Below are 12991 nucleotides of genomic sequence, written 5' to 3'. Positions count from 1 at the left end.
ACATGCACAACAACACTTTGATCGTGAACGATGTGACCGGCCTCAACCCGGTTGCCGTCTGGGCCATCAGCAAACCCAAAACCGTGGACGAGGTGTGCGATGCCGTGCGCCGTACCGATGGCCCGCTGTCGGTGGGCGGCGGGCATTTCAGCATGGGCGGGCAAACCGCCAGCCCCGGCAGCCTGCACCTGGACATGCGTGAACTCAACCAGATCATCCGCTTCTCGCCGATGGAGAAAACCATACGCGTACAGGCTGGCATTCGCTGGTGCGACATACAGCGCTTTGTCGATCCGCACGACCTGGCCGTGAAGATCATGCAAACCTATGCCAACTTCACGGTGGGTGGCGCGCTGAGCGTCAACTGTCACGGCCGCTACATGGGCCTGGGCGCAGTAGTGATGTCGGTGCGGGAGATCCGGGTGGTGCTGGCCGACGGCAGCGTGCAGGATGCTTCTCCTTCCGTCAATGCGGAACTCTTTTACGCCGTGATCGGCGGCTACGGCGGTGTGGCCGTGATCGTTGAGGCCGAACTGGACCTGGCAGACAACACCAAGGTCAAGCGACTGGCCCGCAAGATGAGTGCGGCCGAATACATCAGCCACTTCAAGGCCAAGGTCAGGTATTTTCAGGATGCTGTTTTCCACAATGCCGACCTGTACCCGCCGCATTACCGCAAGGTGCGCTCCGTCACGTGGGCGCGCACTGACGAAGCCACCACCGAGCCAAGACGTTTGCAGCAAGGCGGCGAAACCTATCCTGTGAACCGCTACTTTGTGTGGGCCGTGACCGAAACCCCCCTGGGTAAATGGCGGCGCGAATACCTGATTGACCCCCTCCTTTATCTTTTCCGCAAGGTGCACTGGCGCAACTTCGAGGCGGGTTACGACGTGGCGGAGCTTGAACCGGCTTCGCGCAAGTACACGACCTATGTGCTGCAGGAATACTTCATTCCGGTGGAACGGTTTGACGACTTCGTGCCGATCATGGCGGAAATCCTGCAGCGCTATCGCGTCAATGCGCTTAACGTGTCGGTGCGGCATGCGCGGCCCGACCCTGGCACCCTGCTGGCATGGGCCCGGGGTGAGACCTTTGCGTTTGTTCTCTATTACAAGCAGCGCACCCGCGACAACGCGATCAACCGCGTTTCGGTCTGGACGCGGGAGCTGATTGATGCGGCCATCCGTGTCGGCGGCAGCTACTACCTGCCCTACCAGCCGCATGCAACGGCGGAGCAGTTCCATGCTGCCTATCCGCGGGCCAAAGAGCTGTTCGCGCTGAAACGCAAGCTCGACCCGCAGTTCCGCTTGCGCAATGTGCTCTGGGACAAATACTACGCCCCCACACTGAACCCCACATTGAATGCCTCCAACACCTGAACGACAGGACCTGCCATGACCACCACCTCACCCGTCTCGGAATTTCGCGCCGTTTTCAGCGTCACCCGCTGGCACGACGGCTTTTACAAGTTTCTGCAGAACATCTACCGCCTTTATCCCGAGGACCGCTTTCACACACTGATAAAGAACACCTCGGCCGAGCTTGACAACGATGAAGCCATTTACCGCAGGCTCCAGCGTGAGCTGCCGAAGATCAAGCCCTTTATGGCGGACCTGACCCTGGCGTTGCCGGCGCTCTTCAAGCAGAAGAAGGAGATGGCCGACCAGACCCAGCGGCTCCTGGGCGACAAAAAGCAGGTTGACGGTTATGTGGAGATCGGCTCCACCGGCCGCTATATCAGCGAACTGAAGAAGCGCATCAAGGTCAATGGCCCCATTACCCTGATGAACGATGTGGCGCCCACCAACTCGCCGGTGGACATCGCCGAGCGCGGCGGCCTGTTAAAGATCGGCAGCTTTGTGCCGATGAACGACTATGACCCGCTGCCGGCGAGCATTCCCGATGCCAGCGTGGACCTGGTGACCTGCTATATCGGCCTGCACCACTGCCCGCTGGACAAGCTGGATGCCTATGTTGCCTCCATCGTGCGTGTGCTTAAACCGGGCGGCGTGTTCATCCTGCGCGACCACGACGTCACGACGCCCGAGATGTTTACGTTTGTCTCGCTGGTGCACACCGTCTTCAATGCCGGCCTGAACGGCGCATGGGAAACCAACCAGCGAGAGCTGCGCTACTTCCGTCCCGTCGCCGAGTGGGTGGCTTACCTTGGCGAACGTGGACTGAAGGACAGCGGCAAGCGCGAGCTGCAGGCGCACGATCCTTCCGACAACGTGCTGCTGGCGTTCACAAAATCCAGCGGGGCTGCCGCATGATGCGCTGGCTGCGCAATCTCGCGGTCGCAAGTGCGTTTGCCGTGCTCGTGGGTGTGACGCCGGCAGCCGGTCCTGCACCGGTTGCGGGGCCCGAGCATGTGCGCGGCGTCGAGCAGACGCTGCTCACTTACCCCGAGTGGTTCCTGGTGTTCAGCCCCTATGAGTACGGCGAGTTCATAGGTACCAGTGCGCCCAGCCGCTTTCCTTTTTATGGCCACATCGGCCAGTTCTGGGAAAGCTACAAAGCCGTCTTTGACGAGACGAGCCGCCGCGGGCTCGACCTCAACCCCGGCTATCACCTGATGATCATGGTGATAGGCACCAGCACGACGGTGGAATATGCGCTCAAGTCGGCCTATGAGACGCTCGTCGGACGGCTCGCCGAATCACTGGCCGGCCGGCCCACGCCCGAGGACAGGCATGCGGCCAGCGTTGCGCAGGACTATGTGCGGTTTATCCGCGTAGAGCCCTGGTACCTGTATGACTTCGACAAGGCGCTGGCAGGCCTTTGGCGCGATGTGCCTCTCACCGGGCCGGACATGGTCCGCAAGTGGGAGCGCCGTTTTGCCCTCACGACCGAATACCTGGTCAAGGCGGGTTATGCCCGGCTGATCAAGCTGGGTACGCAGACGATCTACGATGCGCCCTTGCCGGTCACTGCCGTGGTGGCAAAGCCTGTGCCGCGGGCCGACGCCGCGCTGCCGGAACTCAAAGTGCTCTCACCGAAGCCCGACGGTTCGGCCCTGGTCACCATCCCCCGCTATGAGGCATTCATGCGCTATGCCCAGGCATTGGCGGTGCAAGGCGTCAATTTCAGCGAGATCGCAGGCAATGATTCATTCATCCTGGTCAGCGTACTGGCGCCAGGCACCTGGGAGCCCACCAGCCCCGCCACGCCACTGCTGAGGCAACCCATCCTCACCCGGCCCGGCATCCAGCGGGTGGTGTTGACGGTGCCCGTCAAACACCTGGCCGAGTCGTTGCGCCAGTGGCAAGCCGGCAATCTGCAGGTGGAGCACATTTTTGACTATTAAGCGGCGAGAGCAGAAGCCAGGGCGCACCTGGCTTTTTTACCCGTGGCGCGTACTCATGGCGCTGGTGGCCTGCCTGTTGCTGGTTGTGGTTTTTTCCTGGGCCCGCATGCTGTGGGTTGAGGAGCACAGCCCGCGCGAGGCGGCACCCAGGGAAGGGCGCTGGCTGCATGCGCATGACGTGGACCTGTATGTGCAGGAATTCGGCGACCCGGCCGCGCCGCCCCTGGTACTGACCCACGGCACCGGCGCATGGAGCGGCACCTGGGACCAGAACGTGAAGGCCATGGCGGCCGCCGGCTATCGCGTCATTGCGGTGGACCTGCCGCCCTTCGGCTTCAGCACGCGGCCTGCTGCGCGCGACTACAGTCGCAACGCACAGGCGCGCCGCATCATCGGCTTGATTGATGCACTGAAGCTTGGCCCGGTGACACTGCTGGGCCACTCCTATGGCGGCGGGCCCGCGGCCGAAGCCGCCATGCTGCAACCCGACCGCGTGCGCCATCTCATCCTGGTCGACGCGGCAATCGGCCTGATGGAATATCCCGCACCAGCGAAAAGCGGCGGCGTGGCGGCGAGCCTCTTTGGCATTCGCCCGCTGCGCACGGCACTGATTGCCACGGTGGGCACTCAGCCCTTGTTCAGCGAATTCTGGTTGCGCCAGTTCGTGGCTCGCAAGGAGGTGGTCACGCCTTCGCGCACGGCAATTTATCGGCAGCCTTTCGTGCTGGACGGCTTCACCGCCAGCCTGGGCGACTGGGCCGCGCAATTTGCCAGCGAGAGCGGCAAGTCCTTGAGCGAGAAACCTGAAGGTTTCCGCGAGCTGCCCATGCCGCTGACCTTGGTCTGGGGGCAAGAGGACACGATCACGCCGCTGTCCCAGGCCGAAACCCTGCAGCGCCTGGTCGCCGGATCAAGACTGCTGGTATTGCCTGGCGTCGGCCACATTCCACAGATTGAGGATCCAGCGCTGTTCAACCAGCGTATGGCTGAAGTGCTCAAACCTTGATCGTTCGCGAGTGCCGCTTCTGCCGGCTTTACAGGTTTTATTTGCTATGAAATCAGGAGCTGCTTGCGCCCGATTAACGTGGCTTCCGGCTACTATTCGCTGAAATTTAGCCGCTCACACGACTGGCCGCCCAAAAAATGGGTAACCCGGGTCGTTGTAGCCGTGGCTGGACGCGTGGCCGGGCACGACCAGATCATCAATAAAGATTTCGTCGTCCTTGTCCAGCACCAGTTCCACCGCACCATACACATCTTCCAGGTGCGGCAGGGTGCGCGGGCCGACGATGACCGAACTGATCAGTGGATTGGTCAGCACCCAGGCTGCGGCGAACTGGCCGGGCACTTGTCCCCGGGCTTCGCAGCGCGCCTTGATCTTCTGCGCGATAACGAGTGACTCTTCGCGGAACTCGGTCTCCAGGATGCGCTTGTCGCCGCTGCCCGCGCGTGTGCCTTCGGCCGGCGGCTGGCCGGGCGGGTACTTGCCGGTCAGCACGCCGCGTGCCAGCGGGCTATAAGGCACCACTCCAATGCCGTAGTGGCCACAGGCCGGCAGGATTTCAACCTCCGGGCCGCGGTTGAGCAGGTTGTAGTACGGCTGGCACACCACGGGCTGCGGCACGCCCAGCGCTTTGCACAGGTGCACCACCTCGGCGATGCGCCACCCCCTGAAATTGGACAGGCCGAAGCTGCGGATCTTGCCCGCGCGAATCAGGTCGCCCAGCGTGCGCACCGCCTCCTCCAGGTTGGCGTCGTGGTAGTCACGGTGCAGGTAAAGAATGTCCAGGTAGTCGATTTGCAGCCTGGACAGAATGGCCTCGGTTTCCTGCACCAGCCAACGGCGGGAGTAGTGGCCTTCGTTGACAGCCTCGCTGACAGGGTTGCCCAGCTTGCTGGCCAACACCCAGTGGTTCCGCTGGCCCGCGAGAAGCTTGCCCAGGTCTTTTTCGGACTGCCCTTGGTTGTAGACATCGGCTGTGTCGATGAAGTTGAGCCCGTGCTCGCGCGCCGACGCCACGATGCGGCCTGCTTCTTCAAACGGTGTCTGCTTGCCGAACATCATGGTGCCCAGGCACAGGACGGAGACTTTGAGGTTGCTGTTTCCAAGGCGGCGGTATTGCATGGTCATCTTCGCAAAAAAAGTGAGCGGGATCGCTGATAGTGCCTGAGCCTGAATCTTTGCGCTGCACGTCGGCTATTTGGCGATTGCGGCCCCCCGCCATGAAGACTTGCTGTCTATATGTCGGTTTTCGATGAAGTACCTTTATTTGATGCTGATCGTACTAATTTAATGATCTTGTATCTTTAAACGAAACTTTTAAGGTATTCCGCTCCACACTGCCTCTACAAGCATGTGCTTGGGCCTTCGGGTTATTTATGAAGATCGACTCTTCCCTGTTCTCCCTGTCACGCCTGACGCGTCGCACGGCTTTGGCCGCTGCGGTGTTGGGTGCCACTGCCCTGACGGGCTGCTACGTCGTGCCGGTCCAACCCGGCCATCCGCCGGTTTCCTCCACGGTGTATGTCACACCGGCCATGCCGGCAAGCACGACCTTTGCGGCGCGGCTGTACCCGGCGAACGACGCTGCCCAGGCCTACGGCATGGTGGGCGCGGTGGTGACCAATGACATGAACGGGCGCGGCACCTTCACCACCAACATCAACGGTGAAAGCTTTAACGGGGAAGCTACGCGCATCGCGGGCTCTTCAACGCGTGAAGGAGTGGCCAACGGCTCCGGCAGCCGGGGCAGCTATATCAGCTGCCGCTACCAGATGAACTCGTCAACGATGGGGACGGGGCAGTGCAAGCTCTCCAACGGCGCGCAGTTCACGATGCACATCGGCGGTTGAATCAACTGAAGTGGCCGTCGTCATAACGACCGCAACAGCGGCGCCGGCTACTGCTGCATCTGCTCGACAGCGACGATCTGGGGCGCCGCCTTGAGGTGCCCCACATACCGCAGCGGCTTGTGAATCATGATGGAGGGCACATCGCCCTCCCGCATGTGCAGCAGGTCGCCGGGGTTGATCAGCCGGGGGTCGGCGTCGGTCAGCGGCAGGCCGGCGCTGCGGTAGGCCTCCAGGATGAATTGCGAACAGAAGAACTGGTCATTGCGACCCAGCCCCAGCTGCACGGCTGCGATGCCGCGAATACAGAAGTCGCGCACCATGGAAGGCACCAGCGGCAGCTCGCACATGCGGCGCTCCAGCGCAAAAGGCGCCTGCAGCATCACGCCGACATAGTTGTATTTCTTGCCTTCATGGCTGGCCGCGAAGGTGTTGATCTTGATGGCCTGTTCGGCGGTAAGGTCGGGATGGCGAAACGCCACCACCGTCGCCTCATCATTGAGCAGCGCGTCCATGCTGCGCACGCGGATACCCGAGCCCACGGCTTCGGCGATCTGCCGGTTACCCATATATATCGCAGCATGGCTGACCGGCGATAGCGTGATCAGGCGAATACCCACCGAGTTGATGCCGTTTTCGGCGGTAAGGATGATGTCGCCCGGCAGCAGGACATCGGGCCTGATCAGCTCTCCACCATTGCCCGGGTTCAGGGCCATGTTCTGAAAACCCAGCATAGGCGCACCGGTCTCCGCATGCGGCTTGATGGCCGTGGCGCAGCCGCCAAGCGCAAGGAGCAAGCCGCCCAGGACAGTCACCAGGGACAGCAGACGGGCCATCGCGGCCTGCGGTGAGGTTTTCGGCATGCGCAGGGCTCCAGTCAAATACGGGGTTGGAATGAACAAAACAAACAGCGGACGCTCAGGGCGCGGCGCGCTCGACCAGGTATTCTTGGGCATACCAGAAGGTTTCGGGCGACTTGAACGCGCCCAGCGTGCCTTCTTTTTCGTCCTGCCGTGAGCGCAGGTCCCAGCGCTGGTCGATGATGCGGCAGCCGTCGCAGGGCTTTTGCCCGGCACGCCGCTGCACCAGGGCGTAGCGCGTGTTCTTGAACAGCGCACTCACGTCTTCGTAGTCCACCGGCTGCGCGGCAAAGTAAGGAACGATTTTGGCGCCCGGGATGATGAACTCATAGCGCTCAAAGTGCCCGTTGAAATTGCTTGGCACCGACACGGACTGGCCTTTGAGCAATGCATCGGTATCGGCGCGGAAATGGCCCATGTCGCCGTTGAAGGGCAAGGTCACCCATGCGAGCGCAAAGAGTACGGCGAAGCTGCTCAGCGCAGCGATCGGACGCGTGAAGGCGGGCTTGAACATGCCTGCTACGCAAGCAAGCGTCAGTGCTCCCAGGAAGAGCCAGTAGAGCGGTGAGTACAGCCATGGATCCTGTGTAGCCCGCATCCCGCCAAAGCCGATCAGTCCCATGGCCAGCGCGCCGCCCAGGCAGATCAGCAGGGTCAGGCTGAACCAGATGCGCGAGATACGCTCCCAGTACAACGCGATCAGTACCGCCAGCGCGGGCATGGCGGGGATCAGGTAACGGGTGGAGCGCTGGGTGGGAACCATGAACACCAGCGCAAAGGCCAGCATCCAGAGCCACATGGCTTTTTCTGCATCACTGACGGTCTGGTCGGCGCCCTTGCGCTGCCGCCAGGCGCGCCACGCCGCCACAAAACAGCCCACGGCAACGGGTAGCAGGAAAAGGGCGTTGGAGAAGTAACCCGTCAATATCGTCAACACGCCGCTGCTGCCGCTCAACGCAATGGCAAAGTAGCCCTTGGACGAATTCATCTTGCCGGCATTTTCGCCGACGACGAACTCGCGCCAGACTTCTCCCGGTTGCGGGTCGATGGCAAACCACAATCCGAAGATTGCAAGTGCCAGCACGCAGATGGCTGTGACCTTGATGCCGTCGGTGATGATCCCGGGCCGGGAAATTGCCCAAGGGGCTTTTTGCGCACCCACCATCTGGTAACACAAGGCCAGGCCGAACCCGACCGGCACCACCATGACAAATGATTTGTAGAGGCAGCCTATGCCGATGGCCAGGCCGGCGAGCAATGGAAATTTCCAGCGCGAGGCCAGCAGCTTTGCCGGCGCCCAGGCAACGGCAAACATCACGCCAAACAGCCAGAAAGTTTCGGGCGCGCTGGTGAGGTAAGGCCTGCCATAGCGGTAGGTGCTGAAGAACGACAGGTACACGATGGCCGCGATGGCGCCCATCGTCAGGGCATGGCGGCTGTTGCCGGTTGCAGCGGCCCGGCCGGCCGGCTCTTCAGCACCGGTGACCGTGCCGGTAGCCGTGTTGCGAACGATCTTCCAGGTCAGCAGCCCGACCATAAGCGAAATTGCCCACGTATAGACCACGCTCGGCAGGCGCAGATTGAGCAGCGTCCAGTGCCCGCCCCATCCGCCGGCGACCATCGCCTGCCAGAACAGCACGGGTGGCTTGGTGTTGCGCATGAAATCGTAGGAGCTGACCAGTGGCAGCCACTTGCCGGTCGCAGCGGTCAGCCGGGCGATATGGGCATAGACCAGCTCGTCGCCGTTGCGCGGAATGTGGTCACCGGCCAGGCCAAACAGGTAAGCCAGCGCGACCAGTAGCGCCAGCGTTATCCAGATGCGGTGGGCCGGGATACGATTTTTCAGGGACTCAGGGCTTGTCATGGGTATCGGTGGAGGGCGGCGCAGCGCCATCGGCATCAGGGGTCACGATTTTCGCGCGCCGCCGGCGAAATGTCATGCGGTCATTGGCCACAAAGTTACACACGCTGGACAAGGCAATCGCCAGCACGTTGGCCAGGATGTAGTGCATGTACAGCGCCAGCCATTTGGTCAGCAGTGACTGCAGCACGATGGCCAGGCCGGCCGCCATGACGTACTTGGAAAACAGGAAAAGTGCCGAGTGATGCACCTCATGCTTGCGGTCGCGCCAGGTCAGGCGCCGGTTCCAGTAGAAATTGCTGATGGTGGCGATGGTTATGGCCAGCGCAATGGAGTAGTTCAGCCGGGAATGGAAGTCGGCAATGTGGCTGAACAGGAATTCCTGGGCAACGTACAGCACGGCGACATTTACCACCGTGCCGCTGGCGCCCACCACGCCGAACTTGATGAAGCGCCAGCGCGCCATGGGTTGCAGGCGCTCAGGCAGGCGGCTGATGACAGCCTCTGCTATGGATCGGAGTGTTGTCATCGGAATGGGGTCAGGGCGTTGCCAGGCACTCGCGCGCCTTGGCCAGTACGGCTTCGGGCGCAATGACCTTCAGGCACTGGTTGTCGCCGTCGCAATAGGACGAGCGGTGGTTATAGGCAGTGAGGCAAGGCGAGCATGGCCACTGGCTGTAAAAGGAATGGCACTGCGGTGTGAGCGGCGCATACAGGCCCGGGGTCTCGGGGCCAAACAGCATCAGTGTCCAGATGGGCGTGAGCGCCGCGAACTGCCCAGGCCCACCGTCGTTGGTGACCAGCAGGCGAGCCACATGAAAGAGCGCCAGCAGTTCGGAAATGGACCGCGTATAGCCGGTCAGGTCAATCACGGGGCTGCCCGGGAAGGCAGCCTGCACATTGGCCACCAGCTGCTGCGCCAGTACCTGGTCGTCTTTCAGGCCGATCACGGCCACGGCGCAGCCGTCGGCCACCAGGCCTTCACACAACGCGGTGTAGGAAGCCAGTGGCCAGGCCCGTATCGGCAAGATGCCCCCGCCCGGGTAGACCAGCACGAGAGGCTTGCCGGCAATCGCGGGAAAGTCCTGCGCCAATCGCGTCCGGATGCCTGGCACCAGCGCGGCATCCAGCTGTACGTGCGGCGGTGGTTTTCCGGTGCCTGCCGCGGCAAGATTCGCGGGCAGTTTGGATTTGGGAACGGCCGTGGAATCAATCGCGCGCGCCAGCGTCAGAAACTGGGCGCTGATGTGCTGGTAAGGGTTGTAGGGAACGGGCCGGTTGATGTGCGAGCCCCGATACAGGCCTTCCTGCGTGTGGCGGTGAAAGCCCACGCGGATGCGCGCGCCGCTGGCATACGACAGCAGGCTGCTGATCCGCGAGAACAGCTCGCAGTCAATCGCCACGTCAACATTCGCGCGCCGCAGCTCGCCAATCGCTTTCCATAAACTGGAGAGCAGGCCGCCCAGCGACTTGTCGTCCACCGTGTGCACGTTGGCCGGCTCAAGCACCTGCATGAGGTCGAGGATTTCGCGGTTTTTGCCGAAGAGCAGGGCATGCAGCGGCGCGTCGGGATACCGCTGCTTCAGGCGTGCGAACATGTCGTGGGCCAGCACCAGGCTGCCCATCTCCGACAGCAAAATTACCACGATGGCGCGCGGCGCGGGGTCGGCGCCGGAGCGGAATTGCCGCAGCACGGCATCAACACCCGATACCGCAGCACACAGCGGAATGCCGACCCAGCGGTCAATCCAGCGTTGCAGGTTGATGTTCATTACACGCCTCGCTGCCGGTCGGCGCGGAACTGCGCGGTGAACTCGCCAAAGCGCCCCGCATCGAGCGCATCGCGGACTTCTTGCATCAGGTTGAGGTAGTAATGCAGGTTATGGATGCTCGACAGCATGGGCCCCAGCATCTCGCCGCAGCGGTCCAGGTGATGCATGTACGCGCGGGAGAAATTCTTGCAGGTGTAGCAACTGCAGGTGGCGTCAACGGGCTGGTCTTCGGTCTTGTAGCGCGCATTGCGGATTTTCAGGTCGCCGAAGCGTGTGAACATATGGCCATTGCGCGCATTACGGGTCGGCATCACGCAGTCGAACATATCGACGCCGGCGGCCACGCCTTCGACGAGGTCTTCAGGCGTACCCACTCCCATCAGGTAGCGCGGCTTGTTTGCCGGCAGGCGATGCGGCGTGTGCGCCATGATGCGCTGCATTTCTTCCTTGGGCTCGCCCACGCTCACGCCGCCTATGGCGTAACCGGGCAGGTCCAGTTCAACCAGCGCTTCGAGTGATTCCTGGCGCAGGTTCTCAAACATGCCGCCCTGCACAATGCCGAACAGCGCGTTTGGGTTCTCAAGCTTTTTGAATTCGGCGATGCAGCGGCTGGCCCAGCGTAGGCTCAGCTCCATCGAGCTGCGCGCTTCGCCTTCGGTGGTGATATGGCCTTTGGTGTCGTAAGGCGTGCACTCGTCGAATTGCATCACGATGTCGCTGTTGAGCACGGTCTGGATCTGCATCGAGATTTCGGGCGTCAAAAAGAGCTTGTCGCCGTTGACGGGCGAGGCGAACTTCACGCCCTCTTCGGAAATCTTGCGCATCTCGCCGAGCGACCAGACCTGGAAGCCGCCGCTGTCGGTCAGGATGGGCTTGTTCCAGCTTTCAAACTTGTGCAGGCCGCCGAACTGCTGCATCACATCCAGGCCGGGGCGCATCCAGAGGTGAAAGGTGTTGCCCAGGATGATTTGCGCGCCCATGTCGTGCAGCGACTGCGGCATCACGCCTTTGACCGTGCCATAGGTGCCGACCGGCATGAAGATGGGGGTTTGCACCTCACCGTGGTTGAGTGTCAGCTTGCCGCGCCGGGCGTACGAACCGAGGTAGGCGCCGGCGCCTTCGCCAGCCGGAGCATCGGTCTTCAGAACTTCAAATTCGAGCATCTTGGGATTGTCGCAGGTGTATAGGGGTGTATCAGGCGCCTGCCAGAGGGGTTTTACGGGCCAGCAGCATGGCATCGCCATAGCTGAAAAAGCGGTATCGCCCGGCAATCGCATGGCGGTACAGCGCCATGATGTGTTCGTAGCCCGAAAACGCGCTGACCAGCATCATCAGCGTGCTTTTGGGCAGGTGAAAGTTGGTCAGCAGCAGGTCAACCACGGCAAATTCAAAGCCCGGGGTGATGAAGATGTTGGTGTCGTTGCAGTCGGGGCCGAATTTGGCGTGCGACTCCAGCGCCCGCACGGTGGTGGTGCCCACGGCCACCACGCGGCCACCACGCGCCTTGCAGGCGGCGATGGCCTGTTGCGTCGCTACGGGAACCTCAAAACGCTCGAAATGCATGGTGTGGTCGGCAATGTTTTCGGCCTTGACGGGTTGGAAAGTGCCGGCACCCACGTGCAGCGTCACGCTCGCGTGCTGGGTGCCGCGCGCTTCGAGTTGCGCCAATATGACTTCATCGAAGTGCAGCGCGGCGGTGGGGGCGGCCACGGCGCCCGGGTTTTTGGCAAACACCGTCTGGTAGCGCTGCTCGTCGTCCGCGGAGTCGGTATGGGTAATGTAGGGCGGCAGCGGCACGTGGCCGTGCTGCGCCATCAGCGCATACGGGTCGCTGCTAAGGCGGAAGCGGTACAGAGGCCCGCTTTCCTCGGGCCAGCGGCCCAGCAGCGTGGCGGTGAAACCGCCATCCATTTGCAGCACTGCGCCCGGCAGGGGCTTTTTGCTGACTTTCATGTGGGCGGCGACTTCATGGCCGGCATCCGCATGGGGCGACAGCACGCGTTCGATCAGCAGTTCCAGTTTGCCGCCGCTGGCTTTCTGGCCGAAGAGCCGGGCTTTGACGACTTTGGTGTCGTTGAAGACCAGCAAGTCGCCCGGCAGCAGCAGGCCGGGGAGTTCGGTGAACCGTCGGTCCACTGGCAGGTCTTCACGCCCGTCAAGCAGGCGCGAGCCGCTGCGCTGGGCGGCAGGGTGTTGGGCAATGAGTTCTTCGGGCAGCGTGAAATCAAAATCGCTGAGGCTGAAATGGGGCTTCATAAACCTAGAAACCGCAGTTGGATGCGCCCGAGTGTGCCGCCCGCGCTGCGCCAGGCAAGGCGCGACAACGCTGTGGGCTGTTGCC

12 protein-coding genes are annotated in these 12991 nt (G+C 62.1%); 5 read left to right on the top strand and 7 right to left on the bottom strand.

Annotated elements, in window-relative coordinates; genetic code table 11:
- Window positions 1-2: 2 nt before the first annotated feature.
- Genes AC1D1J_RS18625 through AC1D1J_RS18610 form a run of 4 tightly spaced genes read left to right on the top strand, consistent with a single transcriptional unit; the run spans window position 3 to window position 4313 of the window.
- Window positions 3-1379, top strand: a complete 1377-nt coding sequence (locus AC1D1J_RS18625; RefSeq protein ID WP_477687105.1) for an FAD-binding oxidoreductase — start codon at window positions 3-5, stop codon at window positions 1377-1379.
- 15 nt (window positions 1380-1394) lie between these two features.
- Window positions 1395-2273 carry a methyltransferase domain-containing protein gene (locus AC1D1J_RS18620; RefSeq protein ID WP_477695516.1) on the top strand — a complete coding sequence of 293 codons (879 nt, stop codon included), beginning with the start codon at window positions 1395-1397 and terminating at the stop codon, window positions 2271-2273.
- Window positions 2270-3307 (top strand): hypothetical protein, encoded by a 1038-nt coding sequence (locus AC1D1J_RS18615; RefSeq protein ID WP_477695515.1) that lies wholly within the window; start codon window positions 2270-2272, stop codon window positions 3305-3307. The genes AC1D1J_RS18620 and AC1D1J_RS18615 overlap by 4 nt, the downstream gene beginning before the upstream one ends.
- A gap of 55 nt (window positions 3308-3362) precedes the next feature.
- A complete protein-coding gene (locus tag AC1D1J_RS18610) occupies window positions 3363-4313 on the top strand; it encodes an alpha/beta fold hydrolase (RefSeq protein ID WP_477695514.1) in 951 nt (316 codons plus the stop codon).
- 114 nt (window positions 4314-4427) lie between these two features.
- Here AC1D1J_RS18610 and AC1D1J_RS18605 read toward each other — a convergent pair whose 3' ends face one another.
- Window positions 4428-5432 carry an aldo/keto reductase gene (locus AC1D1J_RS18605; protein ID WP_477695513.1) on the bottom strand — a complete coding sequence of 335 codons (1005 nt, stop codon included), beginning with the start codon at window positions 5430-5432 and terminating at the stop codon, window positions 4428-4430.
- Between the two features lie 254 nt (window positions 5433-5686).
- On the opposite strand from AC1D1J_RS18605, the gene AC1D1J_RS18600 reads away from it, so the two are divergent.
- Window positions 5687-6160: a hypothetical protein gene (locus AC1D1J_RS18600; RefSeq protein ID WP_477695512.1), complete on the top strand. Its 474-nt coding sequence runs from the start codon at window positions 5687-5689 to the stop codon at window positions 6158-6160.
- Between the two features lie 47 nt (window positions 6161-6207).
- On the opposite strand, the gene AC1D1J_RS18595 is transcribed toward AC1D1J_RS18600, so the two are convergent.
- The 6 genes from AC1D1J_RS18595 to queA are packed head-to-tail and all read right to left on the bottom strand — an operon-like array spanning window position 6208 to window position 12906.
- On the bottom strand, window positions 6208-7020 hold the full coding sequence (locus tag AC1D1J_RS18595) for a YiiX/YebB-like N1pC/P60 family cysteine hydrolase (RefSeq protein ID WP_477687111.1): 813 nt from the start codon (window positions 7018-7020) through the stop codon (window positions 6208-6210).
- 55 nt (window positions 7021-7075) lie between these two features.
- Window positions 7076-8881 carry an ArnT family glycosyltransferase gene (locus tag AC1D1J_RS18590; protein ID WP_477695511.1) on the bottom strand — a complete coding sequence of 602 codons (1806 nt, stop codon included), beginning with the start codon at window positions 8879-8881 and terminating at the stop codon, window positions 7076-7078.
- The gene (locus AC1D1J_RS18585; protein WP_477687113.1) at window positions 8868-9407 is read right to left on the bottom strand and encodes a GtrA family protein; all 540 of its coding nucleotides are present in this window, start codon (window positions 9405-9407) and stop codon (window positions 8868-8870) included. Before AC1D1J_RS18585 ends, AC1D1J_RS18590 begins: the two co-directional genes overlap by 14 nt.
- Before the next feature lie 10 nt (window positions 9408-9417).
- Entirely contained in the window at window positions 9418-10650 is a 1233-nt protein-coding gene (locus AC1D1J_RS18580) for a glycosyltransferase family 9 protein (protein ID WP_477695510.1), read from the bottom strand.
- Window positions 10650-11813, bottom strand: a complete 1164-nt coding sequence (gene tgt / locus AC1D1J_RS18575) for a tRNA guanosine(34) transglycosylase Tgt (protein ID WP_477687115.1) — start codon at window positions 11811-11813, stop codon at window positions 10650-10652. The genes AC1D1J_RS18580 and tgt overlap by 1 nt, the downstream gene beginning before the upstream one ends.
- Before the next feature lie 31 nt (window positions 11814-11844).
- The gene (queA, locus tag AC1D1J_RS18570; protein WP_477695509.1) at window positions 11845-12906 is read right to left on the bottom strand and encodes a tRNA preQ1(34) S-adenosylmethionine ribosyltransferase-isomerase QueA; all 1062 of its coding nucleotides are present in this window, start codon (window positions 12904-12906) and stop codon (window positions 11845-11847) included.
- Window positions 12907-12991 lie beyond the last annotated feature (85 nt).

Source organism: Polaromonas sp. P1_F8, assembly GCF_056405635.1.
Note: the sequence above shows the minus strand (reverse complement) of the source record. Positions and strands in the feature narration are given on the sequence as shown.

Coding starts and splice junctions, on each gene's coding strand:
- tgt (WP_477687115.1), bottom strand. CDS start 11,813: ATGCTCGAATTTGAAGTTCTGAAGACCGATGCTCCGGCTGGCGAAGGC.
- AC1D1J_RS18585 (WP_477687113.1), bottom strand. CDS start 9,407: ATGACAACACTCCGATCCATAGCAGAGGCTGTCATCAGCCGCCTGCCT.
- queA (WP_477695509.1), bottom strand. CDS start 12,906: ATGAAGCCCCATTTCAGCCTCAGCGATTTTGATTTCACGCTGCCCGAA.
- AC1D1J_RS18600 (WP_477695512.1), top strand. CDS start 5,687: ATGAAGATCGACTCTTCCCTGTTCTCCCTGTCACGCCTGACGCGTCGC.
- AC1D1J_RS18580 (WP_477695510.1), bottom strand. CDS start 10,650: ATGAACATCAACCTGCAACGCTGGATTGACCGCTGGGTCGGCATTCCG.
- AC1D1J_RS18590 (WP_477695511.1), bottom strand. CDS start 8,881: ATGACAAGCCCTGAGTCCCTGAAAAATCGTATCCCGGCCCACCGCATC.
- AC1D1J_RS18595 (WP_477687111.1), bottom strand. CDS start 7,020: ATGCCGAAAACCTCACCGCAGGCCGCGATGGCCCGTCTGCTGTCCCTG.
- AC1D1J_RS18615 (WP_477695515.1), top strand. CDS start 2,270: ATGATGCGCTGGCTGCGCAATCTCGCGGTCGCAAGTGCGTTTGCCGTG.
- AC1D1J_RS18610 (WP_477695514.1), top strand. CDS start 3,363: ATGGCGCTGGTGGCCTGCCTGTTGCTGGTTGTGGTTTTTTCCTGGGCC.
- AC1D1J_RS18620 (WP_477695516.1), top strand. CDS start 1,395: ATGACCACCACCTCACCCGTCTCGGAATTTCGCGCCGTTTTCAGCGTC.
- AC1D1J_RS18605 (WP_477695513.1), bottom strand. CDS start 5,432: ATGCAATACCGCCGCCTTGGAAACAGCAACCTCAAAGTCTCCGTCCTG.
- AC1D1J_RS18625 (WP_477687105.1), top strand. CDS start 3: ATGCACAACAACACTTTGATCGTGAACGATGTGACCGGCCTCAACCCG.